Origin of the sequence: Streptomyces glaucescens (genome assembly GCF_000761215.1) — a bacterium.
In the GTDB taxonomy this organism is placed as follows: Bacteria; Actinomycetota; Actinomycetes; order Streptomycetales; family Streptomycetaceae; genus Streptomyces; species Streptomyces glaucescens_B.
In genome coordinates, this window is record NZ_CP009438.1 from 4,685,566 (window position 1) to 4,708,503 (window position 22,938).

Here is a 22,938-nt window from a genome sequence, read left to right on the forward strand (position 1 = left end):
CCGGAGCCACGGGAAAGCCCCCGCCGGACGGGCGGGGGCCCACTCGGACGGACCGGGACTACGTCGGTTCCAGGCCGTGGCTGCGCAGCCAGGCCAGCGGGTCGATGGCGGAGCCGCCGCCCGGCCGGACCTCGAAGTGCAGGTGGGGGCCGGTGGAGTTGCCGGAGTTGCCGGAGTACGCGATCGGGTCGCCGGCCTTGACGCTCGTGCCGGAGGCGACGGTGTAGCTGGAGAGGTGGCAGTACCAGGTCTCCGTGCCGTCCATGGCGGTCACGATCATCATGTTGCCGTAGGCGCTGTTCCACTCCGTGCGGACCGTGCCGTCGGTCGCGGCCATCACGGTCGAGCCGTACGAGACCGGGAAGTCGATCCCGGTGTGCTGCGACATCCAGTTGATGCCCGCCTGGCCGTAGTAGGCGCTGAGGCCGTGCTGGGCGACCGGGAGGGCGAACTTCGGGCGCAGCCGCTCCTTGCGGGCGGCCTCCTCGGCGGCCCGCTTGCGCTCGGCCTCCTGCTGCGCCTTGAGGTCGATGCGCTCCTGGGTGCGGCTGACCCGGTCACCGAAGTCGTCCGCCTCGGCGGACAGGCTCTCCAGCTGCGTGTCCAGCTTGTTGTTGGCGGTGGACGGGGCCACCGGCTGGGCGTCGGCCGCGGTCGTCGAGGACTCCTGAGGGTCCTCCGAAAACGTCCCGACGCTGGCGGCGGCGATGCCCGCCACGCCCATCACGCACGCCGAGGGCACCGCGACGGTCAGCAGCGCCGAGCGCTTGGCGGGCGTACGGCGGCGGGAGCGGGACCCGCGGGACGCCGCGCGCGGGGGCGGGACGGAGCCGGTTTCCTCCTGGCCGTCGAGGAGGTCGGTGACGGCGGGGAGTTCGCCGGTGGATCCCAGGCCGTCCTCGTCCGGAACGCTCTGCCCGGGCTCCTCGAAGGAGCCGCCGCCCTCGTGGGCGGGGTCCTCGTAGCCGGGGGAGTCGTCGTAGGACGGCGGGTCCTCGTAGGACTGGGCGTCCTGGTAGGCCGGGGCGTCGTCGTAGGCCGTGTGGTCGTCGTATCCGGCCTGCTCGAAGGCGGCGGCCGCCTGCTGCCCGGTGTCACCGCCGGCGGTGTTCCACTGGGTCGCGTCGTAGGCCCCGGTGTCGAAGGCCTGGGTGCCCCATTCCCACTGCTGGGTCTGGTCGGCCGGGCCGCCGGCCGCCTCCGGCTGGAGCCAGGCGCTCGCGTCCCACTGACCGCTGATGTCGGGGGCCGCCGACTGGTGCGGCAGGCCGCCGGTCTGCTGGTGGCCGGCCGGCCAGGCGGCCGTGTCGTAGGTCCCGGTGTCGTAGGCGGCGACGTGCTGGGCCGCGTACGGGTCCTGGTTCAGGGTGTGGTGGCCGCCGGTGGACCACTGGCCGCTGTCGTAGGCCCCGGTGTCGTGGCCGGCGTTCAGGTCGCCGAAGAGAGGGTCGGCCTGGAACGTCGTGGTGGCGGTGGGAAGGCCCCCGGTGTGAAAACCACTGGCTGGGTACTCGCCATATGTGGTGAAGTCGCCGTAGGGGGCTTCCTGGGTGCCGTACGACGCGTAGGGCGCCGAGGCGGCGTCGGAAGCCGGAGCCGGGGTGGTCGTGCTCCCCGACGGGTGACGGTCGTTCACCAACTTCTCTTTCGCCTCGACAACAGGGGCTGCCAGAGCAGTGCGGCGACTGTACCCGGCGGTACGCGGGCGCGACAATCTTCGGCAGGTTTCATGCGTGCGGGAAACGGGCATTCGGCCGTGTTTTGGGGGACGGCGGGCACGACTTTGGCTTTGTGTTCGAAGGGCGTTCGATATCGGATGGCTGTGGGAGGTCGCTGAATCGGCCGTACGGCGCGACGCGGCGACCCGGCCGGGCGCCCCTCATCCGGGCCCATTCCCCTCGGTTCCCCTCACTCAGGCGACGCTCGCGTCCCCGGTGCGCGGGCCGGATCCGGCGCCGCCCCGGCTCCGGTCCTGATCGCCCGGATCCAGTGCCTGCCGTATCCCCGACGCGACGGCCGGGTGCACCGGCAGGGCGAGATGTCCGATACCGGTCACCCGGACATTGCGCACGGACAGGTCCGGGTGGTCGATGCGGGCGGCCTCCCGGGGATCCACCACCTGGTCGAGGTCGCTCCAGAAGCTGACGAAGTGTGTGCGGCAGCCGGGCGCGGGCGCCGCCAGCTCCTCGATCACCTCCGAACCCGGGCGCAGCTGCCGGACGATCGGGTGAGCTCCGGCCAGCCGGGCGACCCGGGTGCCGGAGTGCGGGGTGCCGAGCGTGACCAGGATGCGCACGCGCCGGTCGCCGCCGAGCCGCTGGACGTAGTAGCGCGCGATCAGGCCCCCGAGGCTGTGGCCGACGACGTCGACCCGTTCGCTGCCCGTGCGCTCGCAGATCTCCTCGACGTGCCGGCCCAGCAGCGCGGCGGCGGTCCGCACGTCGCAGGTCAGGGGTGAGTAGTTGAGCGACTCGACCCGCTGCCCGCCGTGCCGGGCAAGGGCGCGGCGCAGCAGGACGAAGACCGAGCGGTTGTCCAGGAAGCCGTGCAGCAGCACGACCGGCGGGCGGGCCGCTGCCGGGAGCCGTGACGCCGGCCGCGGATCGGGAGTCGCGGTGGCGGGGCCCCGTCGTTCCCGGGTGAGGCCGGACGGATAGAGCACCAGGTGACCCGCGAGGATCGCGGCCTCCAGGGCGGTCGCCTTCAGCAGTGCCAGCGAGAGCGGTAAGGCCTTCATGGCCGGCCTCCTGTCGGCGGGTGGAGGACGGCTCCGTCCCCGGTGTGCTGGTGCGGGAGGCCGCGACGGAGCAGGGCGGCGGCGTGGCGGCACGGGCGGGCGCGGCGTACTGCGCCGGATGTGGTGTCCTCGTGGTGGCTTCCGTCGCGCAGGGTTCCGGCCCGGCCCGCGACGGCTCGGAACGGTGCGCCGCGAAGGTGTCCCACGTGTGATTTCCCCCTCGGTCTTCACCGTGAAACTGCCGGTTGCGGGATGCTGGCGATAACGTTCGTTCACTTCCCCGGTCGGTGCGGGACGGGGGTGTCCGTGCCGTACCGGCGCCCCGGACCGTGGGCGGCGGGCCGCGCGGTACGCGTACAACGAACATGTGAGTCGCGCCACATGTACGGCATGTGTGATGTGTGCGGTACTTGTCGGTACGGATGGATGTAGTCGCTTCATGGAGGCAGTGATGGGTGTGGCAGCCGGTCCGATCCGCGTGGTGGTCGCCAAGCCGGGGCTCGACGGCCACGATCGGGGAGCCAAGGTGATCGCGCGAGCACTGCGCGACGCAGGTATGGAGGTCATCTACACCGGGCTCCACCAGACTCCCGAGCAGATCGTCGACACCGCGATCCAGGAGGACGCCGACGCGATCGGCCTGTCCATCCTCTCCGGCGCGCACAACACGCTGTTCGCGGCCGTGATCGAGCTCCTGAAGGAGCGCGACGCGGCGGACATCCTGGTCTTCGGCGGCGGGATCATCCCCGAGGCCGACATCCCCCCGCTGAAGGAGAAGGGCGTCGCCGAGATCTTCACCCCCGGCGCGACGACCGCGTCGATCGTGGACTGGGTGCGGGCCAACGTGCGGCAGCCGGCCGGGGCGTAGGGCTCCGGCCCGCCGGGCGGGGCGACCGGTCCGGTGACCCCACGCCGGTGGGAGAGCCCGGCCACCGCGACGGCCGCGGCGCGGAGGCTACGCGGGCCCGGCGCCACGGGTCGCCGGGCCCGGATCCGCCGCTCCCGGTTCACCGGCGCCGGCCTCCGGCGTCCCGCCCAGTTCCTCGGCCATCACCGCGCGCAACCGCAAGGTGGTCACCAGGCGCTGGAACGCCTCGGCCCAGTACCCGCCCGCCCCCGGTGACGCGTCCTCCGCCTCCTCCGGCGCCGCCAGGAGACCGTCGAGGCGGCCCGCCTCGGACGGATCCAGGCAGCGCTCGGCCAGCCCCATCACCCCGCTGAAACTCCACGGGTAACTCCCGGCGTCCCGGGCGATGTTGAGCGCGTCGACGACCGCCCGCCCCAGCGGCGCCGCCCACGGCACCGCGCACACCCCGAGCAACTGGAACGCCTCCGACAGTCCGTGCGCCGCGATGAACCCGGCCACCCACACGGCCCGCTCCCCGCTGTCCAGCGTGGCCAGCAGCCTGGCCCGCTCGGCCAGCGACACCGCCCCCGGCCCGCCCGCCTCCGGTGACGACGGCGAGCCGAGCAGCGCCCGCGCCCACTCCGCGTCCCGCTGCCGCACCGCCGCCCGGCACCAGGCCGCGTGCAGCTCGCTCCGCCAGTCGTCGGCCACCGGCAGGGCCAGGATCTCCCGCGGCGTACGGCCGCCCAGCCGGGCCGGCCAGGTCGCGAGCGGCGCCGCCTCCGCCAGCTGACCGAACCACCAGGACCGTTCGCCACGCCCCGCCGGGGCCCTCGCGACCACACCGTCGCGTTCCATCCCCGCGTCGCACTCGTGCGGCGCCTCGACCACGAGCCGCGGGCCGTCCCCGGTGTGGTCGACGGCGACGCAGACCGCCGCCCGCGCCGCCATCCGCCCGGCCAGCGCCGAACCCGGCAGCGCCGACAGCAGCTCGGCCGCCGTCGCCCTGACGTTGCGGCTGCGGTCGGTGAGCGCCTGCTCCAGGAAGGGCTCGTCGTCCGGTCCGAGCCCGGTGCGCAGCGAGTCCAGGAACATCAGCCGGTCCTCGGCACGCTCCGCCGGCCAAGTGCCCGCCAGCAGCTCGCGGGCGGCGGCCGGATCGTGCGCGCGGACCGCCGTCAGCAGGGCGACCCGTTCCGCGAACAGGCCGTGACGCCACAGCTCCCGCACCCGCTCCGTGTCCCCCGGCCGGGGCAGCGCGGCGTCCCCGCCCGGCATGGCGCGCAGCACGAACCGCCAGTCCGGATTGAGCCGGGCGAGCCACAGCGCGCGCGGGCCCGCGAACGCCAGCGCGGCGGGCCGCAGGTCGGTCCGGCCCCGGGCCGCGTCCAGCAGGGCGGGAAGGGCCTGCGGGGGCGCCACGAAGCCCCGGGCGTTGGCCATCGCCAGCCACTGCGGCAGCAGCTCCTTCAGGTCCGGCGCGGTACCTCTGCGCCCGCCGCCGGCCGTGCCGGACCGGTCGGCCAGCAGCATCGCGAGCCTGCGGGCCGCCGCTGCGGGCAGCGCCGGCCGGGGGTCCACGGGCGCCGGGTCCGGTCGCCGCGCCGCCCGTGCGGGGCGCAGTCCCGCACGACGCCGTACGGTCTCCGCCGCCGCCGCGTCCAGCAGGGCCGCCGGTGCCCGAGGGCCCGGCGGGATGCCGGGCGGGGTACGCCGGTCCGTGCCGAGCAGCGCGGCGGTGACGAGCTCCTCCCAGACGCCCGGGGCGGGCGTCTGCGCGGGAGCGGAGGTCCTGGTCATGTGGTTCCTTTCCGCCGAGCGCGTGCCGGAGTGGTCGGAAGGTGATCGGTGGCGGGCGTCCCGCGGGCCGGGACGGCTGTGCGTCCGGCGGACGGCAGCCCCCGGGCCCTTCGCGCCGCCCACGCCGGGCGGGGGCCGGGACAGCGCGGGACGGCGGTCCCCGGCGGGGGAGCCGGCGGCCGCCGGGTCAGTGCAGCGGCACCGCCTCGCCCTCCCCCTGCGGCCAGGCCGTCAGCGGGGTGAAGCCCTGGTGGCCGCACTCGCCGAAGACCGTGACCGGGGCCCCGCCCGAGAGCGCGACCAGGCGCCACAGCCCCGGCCGGGACCGCGCGGCGGGGGCCAGCGGCAGAGCCGTGTCCTCGTCGGCGTCCGCGAGCTGCCAGGAGTCACCGTCCGGAACGGGCACGACCCGGCCCAGCGTCACCGGGACCGCGTCCAGCCACGGGTCCTCCCGCAGCGCTTCGCCGTAGCGGGCCGCCGCCTGACGCGTCGTCACCCCGGGCGGCCGTGCCGACGCGGGCCCGGGAGGCGCGAACTGCTCGCCGAGCGCCCCCCGCAGCCGGCCGGCGCCCGGGTATGCGGACACCTCCGCGTCCAGGGCCAGGCCGACCGGCAGGGACAGGTCCGGGGCGCGGCCCGCGGCCCCGTACGACAGGAGGAGCGCGGTGCGGTGCGTCGCCGTGCCGTACAGCCAGATCCGGCGGGTCGTCAGACGCGGGTCCGGCGCGTCGTGCTGAGCGAGGACCAGCCAGTGGTCGCGCACGGGCGGGCCGTCCGCCGGGGCGGGCAGGCCGATCCGGGAACGGACCGTCGCCGCCAGGCCGTCCGGCAGCCGCTCACGGCGCAGCCAGCCCTGGTCGAGCAGGTGCAGCAGCGCGCACTCCTCCAGCAGGCGCACCGGCCAGCCGGGACCGGACGCGGGAATCGCGCCCAGCTCCCGGACCCGCGCGGCGAGGCCAGGGGCCTGCGCGTCGACCATGCGGGCGGCCGTCTCCTCCCACAGGCCGTACCCCTGCTGTTCGGCCGTGGCCAGGCCGGCGCGCAGCAGATCGGCCAGGCGCTGCTCCAGTTCCGTCGCGCCCGCCGTGATCCGCGCGGCCCGGCGCTCCGCCCGGCGGCGCGCCGCCTCCGGGGCGGCCGGACCGGGCGCGGAGCCGGCCCCCTCCACCGTCCCCTCCCGCACCGCGCTGCCCGCCCGCCATTCCCCCACCCAGTCCGGCGCCGGGTCCGGCGCCGCCGGTACCTCACCGCCGGACCACAGCAGGAGCAGTCCGAGCACGTGCCCGCACGGGGCCGTCCGGCTCGGGCAGCTGCACGCGAAGGCGGGAGCGGACGCGTCCGCGACGTCCACGACCGTCCGGTACGGCTCGCCGCCGCTGTCCTTGCACAGCCCCCACACCGCCCCCTCGCCTGTCCCCGTCCCGGACCACGGCCCGGCCGCCCCGAGTCTGCCGCCCGCCGAGCGCGACGCGGCATCAGGCGCCAGTGCCAGCACCTGGTCCGCCGTCCAGCGCACCCCCTGCTGAGTCATGTCCCCGACGGTAAATCCCCCCACTGACAATCGCCCCGTCCACCGTCGTCGCCAGCACGTTCCCGCAGGTCGCAACGGATTGTCAGTGGGGTGGTGCACGGTTGGTCACAGACCGAACCGGCACAGCTGGAGGGGGACTTCGCCATGTCCGTGTCCGTGGAACCGACATCGCTGCGCACGACCGCGAGCGAGGTGCTGCGCCCGCACGCCGAGGACGCCTTCGCTGACGAACTCGCGGCGCTGGCGGCCCAGGACGACCGTCCGCGCCCGGCCCGCTGGAAGCTGTCGCCGTGGGCCGTCTCGACGTACCTGCTCGGCGGCACCCTGCCGGACGGCACGGTGATCACACCGAAGTACGTGGGGCCGCGCCGTCTCGTCGAGGTCGCCGTCACCACCCTCGCCACCGACCGCGCCCTGCTCCTGCTCGGCGTGCCCGGCACCGCCAAGACCTGGCTCTCCGAGCACCTGGCCGCCGCGGTCAGCGGCGACTCCACGCTGCTGGTGCAGGGCACGGCCGGCACACCCGAGGAGGCGATCCGCTACGGCTGGAACTACGCGCAGCTGCTCGCCCGCGGACCGAGCCGCGACGCGCTGGTACCCAGCCCCGTCATGCGGGCCATGGCCGAGGGGATGACCGCCCGCGTCGAGGAACTGACCCGCATCCCGGCCGACGTGCAGGACAGCCTCATCACCGTCCTGTCCGAGAAGACCCTGCCGATACCGGAGCTGGGCCAGGAGGTGCAGGCCGTCCGCGGCTTCAACCTGATCGCCACGGCCAACGACCGCGACCGCGGGGTCAACGACCTCTCCAGCGCGCTGCGCCGCCGGTTCAACACGGTGGTGCTGCCGCTGCCGGAGAGCGTCGAGGCCGAGGTCGACATCGTGTCCCGGCGCGTCGGCCAGATCGGCCGGTCCCTCGACCTGCCGGCCACGCCGGACGGGGCCGACGAGATCCGCCGCGTGGTGACCGTCTTCCGGGAACTGCGCGACGGGATCACCGCGGACGGCCGGACGAAGGTCAAGTCGCCGAGCGGCACGCTGTCCACCGCGGAGGCGATCTCCGTCGTCACCAACGGCCTCGCGCTCGCCGCCCATTTCGGCGACGGCGTGCTGCGGCCGGGCGATGTCGCCGCGGGCATCCTCGGCGCCGTGGTCCGCGACCCGGCGGCGGACCGGGTCGTCTGGCACGAGTACCTGGAGGCGGTGGTCCGTGAACGCGACGGCTGGACCGATTTCTACCGGGCGTGCCGGGAGGTGAGCGCGTGATCGGCCGGCGGAGCACCGAGGGCGACGGCAGCCGCAACGCGAGGATGCACGGCGACGGCGAGGACAGCGGGTGGAACGTGGTCGGCGGGGGCCGGGGCGACGGGGCGACCGGATGCGCGGGGCCCGACGACGACCTCGGGTGGCCGCGACGGCTGGGGGGACGGGATGAACGGTGCCGGGAAGGCCGAGCGGGTGGTCCGGGCCGCAGGAGCCGGAGCGGCTGGGGTGGCTGAGGCCACCGGGGCCGAGCGGACGGCCGGTCCGGGCGGGACGGCCCGCGCCGGGGAGCCGCTGCTCCTCGGCGTGCGGCACCACGGGCCGGGGTCGGCGCGGGCCGTGCGGGCCGCGTTGGAGGCCGCGCTGCCCCGGGTGGTGCTGATCGAGGGTCCGCCCGAGGCCGACGCCCTGATCCCGCTGGCCGCCGACGAGGGGATGCGGCCCCCGGTCGCCCTCCTCGCCCACGCCGTGGACGAACCCGGACGCTCGGCCTTCTGGCCGCTCGCCGAGTTCTCCCCGGAGTGGGTGGCGCTCCGCTGGGCCCTGGACCAGGGCGTGCCCGCCCGCTTCTTCGACCTGCCGGCCACCCACACGCTGGCGTGGAGCGGGACGGCGGCCGGACCCGGGGAGGGGGCCGCACCGCGGCCGGCGCCCGGAACCGGCGGGGAGGAGCCGCCGCCCCGGGCCGCGGTGCGGGTCGATCCGCTCGCGGTGCTCGCCGGGGCCGCCGGACACGACGACCCCGAGCGCTGGTGGGAGGACGTGGTCGAACACCGCGGCCTCGGGGACGGGGATCCGTTCGCGCCGTTCGCCGCGCTGGAGGAGGCCATGGGATCGCTGCGGGAGGACCACGGCGGCGGAGGACAGGACCGGGACGCGGTGCGGGAGGCGTACATGCGGCTCCAGGTGCGCGCCGCACAGCGCGAGTTCGGCGGCGGGGTGGCCGTGGTCTGCGGTGCCTGGCACGTCCCGGCGCTGCGGCGGAAGACGACCGTCGCCGCCGACCGGGCGCTGCTGAAGGGGCTGCCCAAGGTCAAGGCGGACCTCACGTGGGTGCCGTGGACCTACCGCCGGCTCGCGAGAGCCGGCGGGTACGGGGCGGGCGTCGACGCGCCCGGCTGGTACGGACACCTCTTCGCCGCGCCGGACCGGCCCGTGGAACGGTGGCTGGCCAAGGTGGCCGGGCTGCTGCGGGACGAGGGCCGGACGGTGTCCCCGGCGCACGTCATCGAGGCGGTCCGGCTGGCGGACACGCTCGCCGCGCTGCGTGGGCGCCCGCTGCCCGGACTCGGCGAGACCACCGACGCCGTACGGGCGGTGATGTGCGACGGTTCGGACGTGCCCCTGGCCCTGGTGCAGGACCGGCTGGTGGTGGGCGACGCCCTCGGCGAGGTGCCGCCCTCGGCGCCCGCGGTGCCGCTGCAGCGCGACCTCGCCCGGCTCCAGCGCCGGCTGCGGCTCAAACCGGAAGCACCGGAGCGCGAACTGGAACTCGACCTGCGCAAGGAGACCGACGCCGGACGGAGCAGGCTGCTGCACCGGCTGCGGCTGCTGGACGTGCCCTGGGGCGAGCCGGCCGCCTCGCGCGGCAGCACGGGTACGTTCCGGGAGACCTGGCGGCTGCGCTGGGAGCCGGAGCTGGCCGTGCGGGTCGCCGAGGCGGGCGGCTGGGGGACGACGGTGCTCGGCGCTGCGGGCGCGAAGGCGGAGGCCGACGCCGTCGCCGCGCGAAGCCTCGCCGAGGTCACCGCGCTGGCCGAACACTGCCTGCTCGCCGGACTGCCGGACGCCCTGCCGGCGGTGATGCGCGTCCTCGCCGACCGCGCCGCGCTCGACACCGATGTCGGCCACCTCGCGCAGGCGCTCCCGGCCCTGGTCCGCTCCCTGCGCTACGGCGATGTGCGCGGCACCGGCACCGGCGCACTGGCCGAGGTCGCCGCGGGCCTCGCCGAGCGGGTCTTCGTCGGCCTGCCCCCGGCCTGCGCCGCGCTCGACGCGGACGCGGCGGAGGAGATGCGGCACCATCTCGACGCGGTGCACGGGGCGGTCGGGCTGCTCGACGGGACGCCGGCCCCCGGGCGGGTCGGGCTGCGCGGGCGCTGGCAGGCCGTGCTGGGCGTGCTGTCCGCGCGGGACGGCGTGCCCGGGGTCATCCGGGGCCGTGCGGCGCGGCTGCTCCTGGACGACGGGGTGCTGCACCGGGAGGAGGCGACCCGGCTCATGGGACTGGCGCTGTCGCCGGGTACGCCGCCGGGTGACGCGGCGGCGTGGATCGAGGGCTTCGTGGGGGGCGGCGCCGGCGGCATGCTGCTGGTGCACGACGAGCGGCTGCTCGGGCTGGTCGACGACTGGCTGACCCGGGTGCCGGCGGAGGCGTTCACGGATGTGCTGCCGCTGCTGCGGCGCACCTTCTCGGCGTACGAGCCGGCCGTGCGCAGGACCCTCGGCGAACTGGTCCGGCGCGGGCCCGGGGCGCGGGGGAGCGTCGCCGGGACCGGTGCCGGGCTGCCCGGCTTCGCCCCGGACCCGGATCCGGAACGGGCGGACGCCGTGCTGCCGGTGGTGCGGCTGCTGCTGGGAGCGGACCGGGACGGCGGACCGGCCGGCACCGAGGGCGACGAGCCCGTGGAGGACGAGCCCGTGGAGGTGGGCACATGACGAGCGGGGCGGGCGACACCGGGCTGCCGGCGGGGACGGCCGGACCGGCGGACGCGGCCGATCCGGTGAAGGGTTCCCTTCCGGTGAAGGGGACCCTTCCGGCGGAGGGGGCCGATCCGGAGGCCGCCGCCCACGAGCGGGCGCGGCGCTGGCGGCTGGTCCTCGGCGGCGACGCGGCCGACGGCACCGGACACGCGCTCGCCGGGCGGGACGCGGCGATGGACGGCGCGCTGGCCGCGCTGTACGGGAGGCGCGACAAGCCGGCGGCCGGCAAGGAGCGGGCGGCGGGGCTCGGTGCCTCGGCGCCGGCCGTGGCGCGCTGGCTGGGGGACATCCGCAGGTACTTCCCGTCCTCCGTCGTCCAGGTGATGCAGCGGGACGCCATCGACCGACTCGGGCTGTCCACGCTGCTGCTGGAGCCGGAGATGCTGGAGGCGGTACAGGCCGATGTGCACCTCGTCGGCACCCTGCTCTCGCTGAACAAGGCGATGCCCGAGACGACCAGGGAGACCGCACGGGCGGTCGTGCGCAAGGTCGTCGAGGACCTGGAGAAGCGGCTCGCCACCCGCACCCGGGCCACCCTGACCGGCGCGCTCGACCGCAGCGCGCGGATCCGCCGGCCGCGCCACCACGACATCGACTGGAACCGCACGATCGCGGCCAATCTCAGGCACTACCTGCCGGAGCGCCGGACGGTCGTGCCCGAGCGGCTGATCGGGTACGGGCGGGCGTCACGGTCCGTGAAGAAGGACATCGTCCTGTGCGTCGACCAGTCGGGCTCGATGGCGGCCTCCGTCGTCCACGCCTCGGTGTTCGGGGCGGTGCTCGCGTCCATGCGGTCGATCAGCACCCGGCTCGTCGTCTTCGACACGGCGGTCGTCGACCTCACCGACCGGCTCGACGACCCGGTGGACGTGCTGTTCGGCACCCGGTTGGGCGGCGGCACGGACATCAACCGGGCGCTGGCGTACTGCCAGTCCCGGATCACCCGCCCCACGGAGACGGTGGTGGTGCTGATCAGCGACCTCTACGAAGGGGGGATACGCGACGAGATGCTGAAACGGGTCGCGGCGATGAAGGCGTCGGGGGTGGAGTTCGTGGCGCTGCTCGCGCTGTCCGACGAGGGGGCGCCCGCCTACGACCGGGACCACGCGGCGGCGCTCGCGGCGCTCGGCGCGCCGGCCTTCGCCTGTACGCCCGACCTGTTCCCCGAGGTGATGGCGGCGGCGATCGAGAAGCGTCCACTGCCGATACCGGACAGGGCGTGACGTCCGGGAACCCCGGGAGGAGACCCGCCGGAAAGAGGACATGACCACCCATCGGTGACAGGGGGCTTGCGCAACCTCCCGCGTCGCGTGCAAGGATCGACGCCGCTCACCCCACGACATCGCCCAGTCCGCTCGCACGGAGGAACCTCCGCCTCTTGACCTGGTCAGCAGCCCTGCCCGGTGCCGCGGCGCGCGTCCTGCGCGCGGCGGGACGGCGGCGTGCGGTTCAGCTGGCCCTGCTGGTGGGCGGTTTGTTCCTGCTCGGAGCGCTCGGCGGTGCGCGGGCGGAGGCGGCCGAGGGCCCCGCCGGCACGGTCTCCGCGGCCGCGGCCCAGGCGACCCAGGCGACCCAGGGGGCGAGTACGTCCGACGTGCGGTCATCCGGCGCCGAGCCGGGGCCGGTCGTCGAGTACGGCTCGGTCCCCCGGCCCGAGCCGGTCGCCGAGGCCGTACGGGATCAGGTCGCCCAGCCGGTCGGGGACGCCCTGGAGGCGGTGACGCGGGGCCTGTCCGAGGTGCCTCCGGCCGAATCGCCGCGGCCCTCCCTGCCCGCGCTGCCTTCCCCGCCCTCGTGGCCCGCACTGCCCTCATCGCCCTCGCTCCCCGGTCTCCCGGACGACGGCCCCTCGCTCCCGGACCTTCCCGGCCTCCCGGCGAACACCCTGCCGGCCCCGGACGCCGTCACCCCGCTGCCCCTGCCCCTCCCGGGGCCCGAGGCTCACACGCCGGGGACCCCGGACGGCTCCGCCCGCGACGAGGCCGCTCAGACGGACCCGCGCGCGGTGTCCGGCTCCGCTGCCACGGCCGGGACCACGGCCCCGAACGGGCCGCACACACCGGACGGCAGCAGCCCCCTCACCCTGCCCACGGCGACCGCGACCGCCGTGGCCCCCACCCCCGACCACCCCGCCACCGCCCGCACCGGCACCGGCCAAGCCCCCGCCCACCCCGCACCCACGGGGGGCGACAGCGGTGTGCTCGGCAGCCGGACGGCCGCCGACAACGGCGGATCGCGGCACGGTGACATGTGCGCGGTGGCCGCCGAGCAGCGTGCTCCGCTGCGGCCCGTGCCCGGCGTACCCGCCCGGGCCGACGCGGGCGAGACCCGGGACCGGTACCGGGACATTCCCGTCTTCCCCGGATAGGGCAGCCCTTTCCCCCGCCTGACCTGCCGCGCGGGGGCGGAACAGGTCTGCCCACCCCTCCGGAGTTCCCCTTTCCGGAATGTCCCCACGCCCGGAGTCCTCCGACGGACTCCCCGGCGTCCCGGAACCCCAAAGGATCAGACGCACGCAATGAACAAGAACATCCGCCGATCGATCGTCATAGCCGCCGGTGTCACGGGCGCCTGGGCGCTCGGTTCCACCTGCGCGACCGCCGGCGAACTGCCCGCCCCCTCCCTCTCCGCGCCGGACGCGGCCGACACCGAGGGCACCCTCGCCTCGGTCACCGGCGACCTCACCGACACGGTGGAGGGGACCGTCTCCGGCGTCACCGGCGGCGATGCCGTGCGCGCCGTGACCGGCACGCCGGCCGGCACCCTCGGCGCGGCCGGCGACACGGTCGACGGCACCCTCGGCCAGGCCACCGGCACCGTCTCCCGGACGGCCGGCACCGCCGGCTCGGCCGCCACCACCGCCCCCGGCCCGGTCTCCGGCCAGGCTCCCGCCGTCTCCGCCGCCGACCAGGCCCGCCGGTACGTCGACGCCGAGGTCTCCCTCCCGAAGACCGCCGAGGCCACCGAGGTCCGCGGCGCCCAGGCCGTCCACGGCGCCCACGCCGCCCGCACCGCCGCGCAGGCCGAGGCGGACGCCACCGCCGGTGTGACCGCCGAGGCGGGCCGGGACGCGCTCCCGGACGTCCCCTCGTCCCCCCAGGACCTGATCGACTACCTCTTCGGTCCCCTCTCCGCCTTCGCGCCCGAGCTGGAGCAGGCCCTGGCCGCCGCCGGGACGCGGCTGCACGGCGCCCAGTCGGCTGCGCGCACCCAGGCGCAGGGCGTCGAGGGCGTCGTACGGACGAAGGCGCAGTACGCGGCCGCGGGCGCGGGCCGCACCGCCGTCGGCGCGCAGGGCGCCGCGCGGGCCACGGCCGCCGGCGTCCAGTCCCGGGCAGCCGGCGCGGCGGCCCTCGCCCGGGGCGAGGCGGGCGCGGTGCGGACGGCCGCGCAGGCCTCCGTCTCGTCCGTGCCGGGCCATGTCACCGGAACCGTCGACGGAGTCGAGCAGCGGGTCGTGGGCACGGTCAGCACGGTCTCCGGCACGGTGAGCACCGTCCGTGCGACGGCGCTCGGCACCGTCGGCACGGCCTCCGCCACCGTCCAGGGCCTCCCGGGCCGGGTCACCCCGGTCGTCCAGGAGACGGCCGCCGCAGCGGTGCCGCCGCTCGCCGCCTCCGCGGTCAGGGGCGCGCAGCCGGTCGCCGTCGGCGCGGTGCAGGGCGTCCACCCGGTCGTCACCGAGGCCGTGCACGGGGCCGTCCCGGTCGCCGGGCGGGCCGTGGACGGTGTGACGCCGGTCGTCACCGGCACCGTCGCCGGTCTCACCCCGGTCGCCGGTGACGCCGCCGCCGGTGTCGCCGCCACCGCGGGGCACACCGTCGACGCCGCGACCGCGCTCGCGCACGGCGTCGTCGCCGACGTCCAGCCGGTCGCGTACGGGACCGTGCACGGGCTCCCGCCGGTCGCCGCCGACGCGGTGCACGGCGTCCACCGAGTGGTCACCGGCGTGGCGCACGGGGTCGTGCCCGTCGCCGGGCAGGCCGTGGACGGTGTGACGCCGGCCGTCACCGGGGTCGTCGCGGACGTGCCGCCGTACGCCACCGGGCTGGCCGGCGAGGCCGCCGCGGACGCGCCCGGCACCGTGCTGCCGCCGGCCGCGCACACCGCCGTCCGCGGGGTGGTGCCGGTCGTCGGCCAGGCCGTCACGGACGCGGGCGCACTGGCCCACGGCGTGACGGGTGACGTGCGCTCCTTCGGGGCGGGTGCCGCCGCGGACGTGGCGCCGTTCGGGCGGGGCGTGGCCGGGCGGACCGGCGGTCTCGCGCGGGGGGTGGCGGACGAGGTGCCGCCGTTCGCGCAGGGCGTCACGGGCGCCGTCCAGCCGGTCGTGGACACCGTGTACGACACCGTGCGGCCGGCCGCAAAGGCCGTCGGCGGTGTGAGCGGCAGTGCCGCCGGGGCGGCGTACGGCGTCGCCGGCGCCGTCGCGCCGTTCGCGCACGGCGTGGCGGGCGAGGCGGTCCCGTTCGCGCACGGGGTGGCGGACGGCGTCGCCCCGTTCGCCGGGGACCTGACCGGCACCGTTCACTCCACCGGCGGCACCCTCGCCGCCCACGCGGTCACCGGCGCGCAGGACGTGTCCGGGTCGGTCACCCCGGGCTGGGCCCCGGCCGCCCACGACCTGCACGCCCCGCGAAACGGCGCCCACGGCCCGCAGGGCTCCTCCGGCCCCCTCGGTTCGTACGGCGTGTGAGCTTCGCCGGGGGCGCGGACCGGACGGCCGAAAGCCGTCGGCGGGTCCGGCCGTGCCCCCGCGGAGAGGGCCCGGCGGTCCCCATTGGGGTGGGGAGCGCCGCGGCCCGAGCCCCGGCGGGCGGCACCGGATCACCCGTTCGCCGCCGCCGGGGCCCGAACAGGGAACCTCACCGGGTCCGCCCCGGCCCGGTGAGGTTCCGCCCCGCTCGCACAGGTCCCGACACCCGGTGCCACAGATCCCGGCATCATGTGACAGGTATCACCGCTCGGGTGTGACCCGCGATTTAGAACGCCCCCGCAACCGGCGATAACCTGCGAGACGGACATGCCGCGCGCTCGGACACCGTGTGCGCCTCCCTAGTGACAGCGGACGTCACGTTGCCCTTCGCGGCACGCCCACGCATCCAACGAACCGCGAGATCACTGATAGGGACGGAAGCGCGTGGACCTGTTCGAGTACCAGGCGAGGGACCTCTTCGCCAAGCACGATGTACCGGTGCTGGCCGGTGAAGTCATCGACACGCCTGAGGCGGCGCGCGAGATCACCGAGCGTCTGGGCGGCAAGTCCGTCGTCAAGGCGCAGGTGAAGGTCGGTGGTCGCGGCAAGGCCGGTGGCGTGAAGCTGGCCGCCACTCCGGACGAGGCCGTCGCCCGTTCGACGGACATCCTCGGCATGGACATCAAGGGCCACACGGTCCACAAGGTCATGATCGCCGAGACCGCTCCGGAGATCGTCGAGGAGTACTACGTCTCCTTCCTCCTCGACCGTGCGAACCGCACCTTCCTGTCCATCGCCTCGGTCGAGGGCGGCATGGACATCGAGGAGGTGGCGGCCACCCGTCCGGAGGCCGTCGCCAAGACGCCGATCGACGCGATCGACGGCGTGACCGCCGAGAAGGCCCGCGAGATCGTCGAGGCCGCGAAGTTCCCGGCCGAGGTGGCCGACAAGGTCGCCGACGTGCTGGTCAAGCTGTGGGACGTCTTCATCAAGGAGGACGCCCTCCTGGTCGAGGTGAACCCGCTGGCCAAGGTCGCCTCCGGTGACGTCATCGCCCTCGACGGCAAGGTGTCGCTGGACGACAACGCCGAGTTCCGCCACCCGGAGTTCGAGGAGCTGCACGACAAGGCCGCGGCCAACCCGCTCGAGGCCGCCGCCAAGGAGAAGAACCTCAACTACGTCAAGCTCGACGGCGAGGTCGGCATCATCGGCAACGGCGCCGGTCTCGTCATGAGCACCCTGGACGTCGTCGCGTACGCCGGTGAGAAGCACGGCGACGTGAAGCCCGCCAACTTCCTGGACATCGGTGGCGGCGCCTCCGCCCAGGTGATGGCGAACGGCCTGGAGATCATCCTCGGCGACCCGGACGTGAAGTCCGTCTTCGTCAACGTCTTCGGTGGCATCACCGCCTGCGACGAGGTCGCCAACGGCATCGTCCAGGCCCTGAAGCTCCTCGAGGACCGCGGCGAGGAGGTCACCAAGCCGCTGGTCGTCCGTCTCGACGGCAACAACGCCGAGCTGGGCCGCCAGATCCTCACCGACGCCAACCACCCGCTGGTCCAGCGCGTCGACACCATGGACGGCGCGGCCGACAAGGCCGCCGAGCTGGCCCACGCCGCCAAGTAAGCACTCAGGACGAGGACACCACACACCATGGCTATCTGGCTCAACAAGGACAGCAAGGTCATCGTCCAGGGCATGACCGGCGCCACGGGCATGAAGCACACCAAGCTCATGCTCGGTGACGGCACCAACGTCGTGGGCGGCGTGAACCCGCGCAAGGCGGGTCAGACCGTGGACTTCGACGGTACCGAGGTACCCGTCTTCGGCACCGTCAAGGAGGCCATCGAGGCCACCGGCGCCAACGTCTCCGTCATCTTCGTGCCGGAGAAGTTCACCAAGGACGCGGTCGTCGAGGCCATCGACGCCGAGATCCCGCTGGCCGTCGTGATCACCGAGGGCATCGCCGTGCACGACACGGCGTCCTTCTGGGCGTACGCCGGCAAGAAGGGCAACAAGACCCGCATCATCGGCCCGAACTGCCCCGGCATCATCACCCCGGGCCAGTCCAACGTCGGCATCATCCCGGGCGACATCACCAAGCCGGGCCGCATCGGCCTGGTCTCGAAGTCCGGCACGCTGACGTACCAGATGATGTACGAGCTGCGCGACATCGGCTTCTCGACCTGTGTCGGCATCGGCGGTGACCCGATCATCGGCACCACCCACATCGACGCCCTGGCCGCCTTCCAGGAGGACCCGGAGACCGACCTCATCGTGATGATCGGTGAGATCGGCGGCGACGCCGAGGAGCGGGCCGCGGCCTTCATCAAGGAGAACGTGACCAAGCCGGTCGTCGGCTACGTCGCGGGCTTCACCGCGCCCGAGGGCAAGACGATGGGCCACGCCGGCGCCATCGTCTCCGGCTCCTCCGGCACCGCGCAGGCCAAGAAGGAGGCCCTGGAGGCCGCCGGCGTCAAGGTCGGCAAGACGCCGACCGAGACGGCGAAGCTGGCCCGTGAGGTCCTGGCCGGCTGACACCCCGGCCGTTAGCCGGCACGGCGGACAGTCACCGGAAGGGCCCGCACCCCACTCGGGGTGCGGGCCCTTCCGCATGCCCGCGCGGTGTTCACCCCGGTTCCGGGACCAGTCTCTGCGGTCCGGTCACCGTCTCCTCGCGCAGCTTCGCGCGCAGCTCCAGCTCCCGTTCCGACAGCGGGCCCGGCGCGGCCCGCGGCGGCACTCCGCGCACCGTCTCACCCGGCGGCACCGGAGGCTCGTACCGCGTGGGGGCCGTTCGCAGGGTCAGCGCGGTCGCGCCGATCAGCGTCACCGTGAAGGCGATGGCGGCCCGCGTCCAGAACCGGGCCCGGCGCTCGCTCCCGCCGCGCACCGCCGGCGGCCGGGCCGCGCGCAGCCGCTCGGCGGACGCCAGCTCGGCGAGCCGCTGGTGCAGGACGGCGGGGTCCGACAGCTCCGGCAGCCGCTCGGCCACCGCCTCGCGCGCGTGCAGCAGCCGGTTCGCCGCCGCCGGCGTGCTCGCCTCCGTCTCCGCCGCGGTCTCCGGCAGGCCGAGCCCGACCCCGTCGTACAGCACCAGGGTGCGGCGGTACGGCGGCGGAAGGGCCAGCAGGACGTCGAGCAGGGCACGGTCGGAGGCGTTCGCGGGGGGCGGTTCGGGGTGGCGGTAGCGGGGCCGGAAGCAGTGCCAGGGGGAGAGGGCGTACTCGTACGCCGCCGCGCGCACCCACCCCGCCGGATCCCGGTCGACGGCCACCTCGGGCCAGCGCTGCCAGGCGAGCTGGAACGCCCGCTCCACGGACTCCCGGGCGAGTTCCCGCCGCCCGGTCAGGAGGTAGGCCTGACGGACGAGCGCGGGCGCGCAGAAGGCGTAGAGGGCGTCGAAGGCCTGGTCGGGGGTGAGCGGGGCGGGGGTCCGGGCCGGCGCGGCCACGGCGGGGAGCAGCGCGGGCTCCCGCTCCGGTCCGCTTCCCCGTCCGGTCTCCGGTCCGTCTCCCGGCCCGGTCTCCCGTCCGGTCCCCGGTCCGTCACCTCGTTCCGGGTCCTCGCCGCGCGTGCTCTGACTCGGGGTCAGCACCGGCGGGGATGCGGCGAGGACGGGGGGCCCGCCGGTCACGGGTGCGGTGGCGGGCAGTCCCGCCGCGACCGGGGCCGGCGCGCCGTCGGCAGCGGCCTCGGACGGCGCCGGCTCGGCCAGTTGGGCCAGCAGTCTCGCGTACGCGTCGCGTCTGCGCCCCCGGGGAGAGGTGCGGCCGGACTCCCACGCCCGCACGGTCTCCCGGCTGACGCCCACCTGAGAGGCGAGCTGAGCCTGTGTCAGGGCGGCGGCCTCGCGCAGCCGTCGGCGCTCCTTGGGTGGGGGAAGCGGGGGTGCGGGATGCTGCGTCACCGGTCACCCCTCCGTACGAAAAAGCACATAAGCACATATTGAGCGACACAGCGGGGGTTCGCCTGTTACGACGGAAAAGCGCGTGTCGTTGGGAGCATGACGGTCGTGCACCGGATGACCGACCTCCGACCGTCGCTGTCGCCCCTGATCGCCTCGCTGCGGCGCCCCTCGCCCGGACTCGCCGCGGCCCTGCTGAACGGCGCCCTCGCGGCCGGGCTGGGCCTCTGCTCGCTCACCGTCCTGGTGATGCTGCTGTGGATCAGCTCGCCGTACCCGGACAGCGGGCCCGGCGGTGCGCTGCACGTCGCCGCCTCCCTCTGGCTGCTCGCGCACGGCGCCGAAGTGGTCCGCGCCGACACCGTCTCCGGACTGCCCACCCCGGTCGGCCTCACCCCGCTGCTGCTGCTCCTGCTGCCCGCCTGGCTGCTGCACCGGGCGGCCCGCGACGCGGTGGAGGGGGACCCGGAGGACGAGGACGAGGGGCCGTCCGTGGCGGCGCGCACGGCATGGGGCGGGGTGGTGCTGGGCTATCTGGGCGTCGGCGCCGCCGTCGTGCTGTACGCGGCGGGCGGCGCGCTGCGCCCCTCGTGGCTGTGGACCGCGCTGAGCCTGCCGCTGGTCGCCGGGGCGGCGGCCGGGGCCGGGGTGTGGTCGGCGTTCGGCCGCCCCCTGGGCCCGTGGGACGGCGGGCACGGCGCGCACGGGGTGCCGGCGCTGCTGACGGGCGCCCTGCGCCTCCTCCGCGAGCCGGACGCCGGGCCGGGCCGGGGCCGGCTGGAGGTCGCGGCGCGGGCCGCCGCGGCCGGGACCGCCGCGTACATCGGAGGCGGGGCGCTGCTGGTGGCGGTGTCCCTGGTGGGCCACGGCGGGGCGGCGCGGGCGGCGTTCGCGCAGCTCGCGGACGGCTGGTCGGACCGGTTCGCGGTCCTGCTGCTGTGTGCCGCGCTGGTGCCGAACGCCGCGGTGTGGGGCGCGTCCTACGCGCTCGGTCCCGGTTTCGCCGTCGGTGTCGGCCGGGTCACCGGCCCCCTGTCGGCCGCGTCCACGTCGCTGCTGCCGCCGTTCCCGCTGCTGGCGGCGGTGCCGGAGGCGGGTCCCGGGACGCCGCTGGACTGGGCGGTCGCCGTGGTGCCGGTGGCGGCCGGGGTCACGGTGGGCTGGTTCGTGGCCCGGGCGGGGGAGGGCTGGTCGCCGGGCCGGACCGCGCTGGGCGCGCTGCTCGCGGCCGGGTTGTGCGCGGTGGCGCTGGCCGTGCTGGCCGGGCTGGCGGGCGGCCCGCTCGGCGCCGGGAGGCTGGCCCGCTTCGGGCCGGTGTGGTGGCAGACCGGGGCGGCGGGCCTGCTGTGGACGGCGGCCGTCGGTGTGCCGGTGGCGCTGGGGGTGCGATGGTGGCGGCGGCGCAGCGCCCGGTCGCGGGCCACCCGGGAGCGCGAGCAGGGCACGACCGGCGCTTCGGCGCCCGCGTCCTCCACGCCCGTGCCCCCACCACCGCCCGCGGCCCCGGACCATTCCGCAGCACCGGACCATTCCTCGGCCCCTGACCCCGTCTCGGCCTCGGACCCCGTCTCGGCCCCGGACTCCGTCTCGGCCTCGGACTCCGTCTCGGCCCCGGGCCACCCCTCGGTGCCGGCCGCCGACGAGCTGGACGACCGGGACGGAGCGGCCGGTGCCCGGGACGACGACGGCCCGGCCGGTCTCGCGGGTGATGACGGCCCGGCCCCGGTCTCCGGCCACGGAATCCCGGCCCGGTCCGCAGGCCGGAAGGACTCGGCCGGGCCCGCAGGCCGGGAGGCCGCGGACGGGACCTCAGGCCGGGAGGCCGCGGCCGGGCCGGCAGGCCGGGAGAGCGCGGCCGGGCCCGCAGGCCGGGAGGCCGCGGACGGGACCTCAGGCCGGGAGGCCGCGGCCGGGCCGGCAGGCCGGGCGGCCGCGGACGGGCCCGCAGGCCGGGAGGCCGCGGACGGGACCCGCGACGCGGAGGCGTCGGTCTGGTTCTCCGTCGAGGAGGCCATGCTGTGGTTCTCCGACGAGAGGACCCCGACCCGGCCCTCCCAGTCCTCCCGGTCTTCCAGGCCCTCCGCGACGCCCCCGTCCGCCCGCTCCCGCGAGCCGTTCGAACTCCCCGGCTCCTCCCGGTCCGCCGACGGCCCCGGCCGCGGTCCCGGTCCCGGCCCCCGCGACGTCCCGCTCACCGAACCCCGCAGCCCCCACGACGAGGACATCGCGAGCGGCACCCACCGGACCACCCTGCCGGAGACCCCCGCGCACGTGCCGGAACGGGAAGCGGAGGCGGAGGCGCAGCCGCGGTCGCCCGGTGCCTCGCCGGCGTCCCGCTGAGCCCTCCCCGCCGTGCCCGGCTCAGCCGTTGCCGTCGAGGACCCCGCGCAGCTCCTCCGGGAGGAGCTTGCCGCAGTCCTGCCTGGCCGCGTGGGTGAGGGCGTCGGCGGTGCAGGTGTAGTAGTCGCGGTAGACGAGCTGAGCGGTGAAGGACGCCGCGACCAGGGCGATGGCCAGGGACGCGGTGACGAGGCCGCTGATCGCCGCGGCGGTCTGGGGACGGGCGTTCGGCACGGGGGCCGGGGCGGCGGCGTCGCGGGTGCGGGGCTTGGCGCGCAGCGCGCTGATGCCCCAGTACAGGGCGAGGGCGCCGAGCAGCAGGGCGACGTACGCCCACGAGAAGAGCGCGAAGAAGAACGCCCACATCCCGGACAGCAGGGCGTAGCGCGCACGGCGCTGGGCCGGGTCCGTGGGGTCCCAGCGCATCCCGCCGGGGCCGGTGCCGCCCTGCTTCTCGGGCCCGCCGCCGGGCCGGTCGCCGAAACCGCCGGGTGAGCGGCCCGGCTGGCGGTCGCTCCACTGGCTGCCCCAGCCGGGACGGCCGCCGCCCTCGTCCTGCCCGCCCTCGTCCCGGTCACCGGCCGGCCGGCGCGGCTGCCAGGGCCGGTCCGGGGTGCCCTCGGGCGGCGGGGCGAACGGGTTGTCGTCCTGGCCGGCGCTGCCGGGCCCGCCACCGCCGGGGCCGCCCGAAGGCGCGTCGGGCGGCGAGGTGGGGCGCTCCCGCAGCAGCACGCCGCTGCGCTGCCCTCCCTGCGCCGACTGCGGGGTGAGCGTGAGGAGTCGCAGGCTGCGGTCCGGCATCAAGTGAGCGTCTTCCCCTGGTGAGTACGGCTGACGGAGTGCGTGACGACGGGCGACGGCAAGCTGTCGCGGCCGGGCCCGTCACTGTACGAACGTGCCGTATCCGCGGTGCGTTCCCGACCCGGCTCCCCCCAGACGCTACCTCCCGGCCCCGCCCCCGTCCCGTGGGGGCCGTCCGGAGTGCCGGTATCGTTGCTGACGGTCGGCCGCTTCGTAGGCTTCCCCGTATCCGGGGGCGCGAAGCATTCGTACGAACGCACATACGGCGGCGTACCCGGCCGGCCGTACCGTCGTACTCCCCGAGAAAGGGCCC

At 76.0% G+C, this 22,938-nt stretch carries 16 protein-coding genes; 10 read left to right on the forward strand and 6 right to left on the reverse strand.

Features of this window, described 5'->3' with window-relative positions; genetic code table 11:
• Positions 1-58 precede the first annotated feature (58 nt).
• Both SGLAU_RS20375 and SGLAU_RS20380 read right to left on the reverse strand, forming a co-directional pair.
• Positions 59-1,750: a M23 family metallopeptidase gene (locus SGLAU_RS20375; protein WP_078957801.1), complete on the reverse strand. Its 1,692-nt coding sequence runs from the start codon at positions 1,748-1,750 to the stop codon at positions 59-61.
• A gap of 162 nt (positions 1,751-1,912) precedes the next feature.
• Positions 1,913-2,737 carry a lipase family alpha/beta hydrolase gene (locus SGLAU_RS20380; RefSeq protein ID WP_052413833.1) on the reverse strand — a complete coding sequence of 275 codons (825 nt, stop codon included), beginning with the start codon at positions 2,735-2,737 and terminating at the stop codon, positions 1,913-1,915.
• Positions 2,738-2,757: 20 nt separating this feature from the next.
• On the opposite strand from SGLAU_RS20380, the gene SGLAU_RS20385 reads away from it, so the two are divergent.
• Together SGLAU_RS20385 and SGLAU_RS20390 are read left to right on the forward strand one after the other, a co-directional pair.
• The gene (locus SGLAU_RS20385) at positions 2,758-2,949 is read left to right on the forward strand and encodes a hypothetical protein (protein WP_043503453.1); all 192 of its coding nucleotides are present in this window, start codon (positions 2,758-2,760) and stop codon (positions 2,947-2,949) included.
• 239 nt (positions 2,950-3,188) lie between these two features.
• Entirely contained in the window at positions 3,189-3,605 is a 417-nt protein-coding gene (locus SGLAU_RS20390; RefSeq protein ID WP_043503454.1) for a cobalamin B12-binding domain-containing protein, read from the forward strand.
• Positions 3,606-3,692: 87 nt separating this feature from the next.
• Here SGLAU_RS20390 and SGLAU_RS20395 read toward each other — a convergent pair whose 3' ends face one another.
• The gene (locus tag SGLAU_RS20395; RefSeq protein ID WP_052413834.1) at positions 3,693-5,384 is read right to left on the reverse strand and encodes a DUF5691 domain-containing protein; all 1,692 of its coding nucleotides are present in this window, start codon (positions 5,382-5,384) and stop codon (positions 3,693-3,695) included.
• 187 nt (positions 5,385-5,571) lie between these two features.
• Positions 5,572-6,915, reverse strand: coding sequence for a hypothetical protein (locus tag SGLAU_RS20400; RefSeq protein WP_043503455.1), 1,344 nt, complete (start codon positions 6,913-6,915; stop codon positions 5,572-5,574).
• Positions 6,916-7,059: 144 nt separating this feature from the next.
• Between SGLAU_RS20400 and SGLAU_RS20405 the strand changes: the two genes are divergently transcribed.
• The 7 genes from SGLAU_RS20405 (at position 7,060) to sucD (ending at position 18,115) form a co-directional block, all read left to right on the forward strand.
• Positions 7,060-8,181 carry an ATP-binding protein gene (locus tag SGLAU_RS20405; RefSeq protein ID WP_043506847.1) on the forward strand — a complete coding sequence of 374 codons (1,122 nt, stop codon included), beginning with the start codon at positions 7,060-7,062 and terminating at the stop codon, positions 8,179-8,181.
• A 165-nt stretch (positions 8,182-8,346) separates the two neighbouring features.
• Positions 8,347-10,836 carry a DUF5682 family protein gene (locus SGLAU_RS20410; RefSeq protein WP_412556242.1) on the forward strand — a complete coding sequence of 830 codons (2,490 nt, stop codon included), beginning with the start codon at positions 8,347-8,349 and terminating at the stop codon, positions 10,834-10,836.
• A complete protein-coding gene (locus SGLAU_RS20415; protein ID WP_244315243.1) occupies positions 10,833-12,104 on the forward strand; it encodes a VWA domain-containing protein in 1,272 nt (423 codons plus the stop codon). Before SGLAU_RS20410 ends, SGLAU_RS20415 begins: the two co-directional genes overlap by 4 nt.
• A 155-nt stretch (positions 12,105-12,259) precedes the next feature.
• Positions 12,260-13,249 carry a hypothetical protein gene (locus SGLAU_RS20420; RefSeq protein WP_043503459.1) on the forward strand — a complete coding sequence of 330 codons (990 nt, stop codon included), beginning with the start codon at positions 12,260-12,262 and terminating at the stop codon, positions 13,247-13,249.
• Between the two features lie 150 nt (positions 13,250-13,399).
• Positions 13,400-15,577, forward strand: a complete 2,178-nt coding sequence (locus tag SGLAU_RS35955; RefSeq protein WP_159072794.1) for a hypothetical protein — start codon at positions 13,400-13,402, stop codon at positions 15,575-15,577.
• A 444-nt stretch (positions 15,578-16,021) separates the two neighbouring features.
• Entirely contained in the window at positions 16,022-17,203 is a 1,182-nt protein-coding gene (gene sucC / locus SGLAU_RS20430) for an ADP-forming succinate--CoA ligase subunit beta (protein ID WP_043503461.1), read from the forward strand.
• A 27-nt stretch (positions 17,204-17,230) separates the two neighbouring features.
• Positions 17,231-18,115 carry a succinate--CoA ligase subunit alpha gene (gene sucD / locus SGLAU_RS20435; RefSeq protein ID WP_043503463.1) on the forward strand — a complete coding sequence of 295 codons (885 nt, stop codon included), beginning with the start codon at positions 17,231-17,233 and terminating at the stop codon, positions 18,113-18,115.
• Positions 18,116-18,206: 91 nt separating this feature from the next.
• Here sucD and SGLAU_RS20440 read toward each other — a convergent pair whose 3' ends face one another.
• Complete coding sequence (locus SGLAU_RS20440) at positions 18,207-19,487, reverse strand: helix-turn-helix domain-containing protein (protein ID WP_043503464.1); 1,281 nt, start codon at positions 19,485-19,487, stop codon at positions 18,207-18,209.
• 96 nt (positions 19,488-19,583) lie between these two features.
• On the opposite strand from SGLAU_RS20440, the gene SGLAU_RS36960 reads away from it, so the two are divergent.
• On the forward strand, positions 19,584-21,824 hold the full coding sequence (locus SGLAU_RS36960; RefSeq protein WP_052413835.1) for a DUF6350 family protein: 2,241 nt from the start codon (positions 19,584-19,586) through the stop codon (positions 21,822-21,824).
• Positions 21,825-21,845: 21 nt separating this feature from the next.
• Here SGLAU_RS36960 and SGLAU_RS20450 read toward each other — a convergent pair whose 3' ends face one another.
• On the reverse strand, positions 21,846-22,625 hold the full coding sequence (locus SGLAU_RS20450) for a hypothetical protein (RefSeq protein ID WP_043503465.1): 780 nt from the start codon (positions 22,623-22,625) through the stop codon (positions 21,846-21,848).
• Between the last annotated feature and the right edge of the window lie 313 nt (positions 22,626-22,938).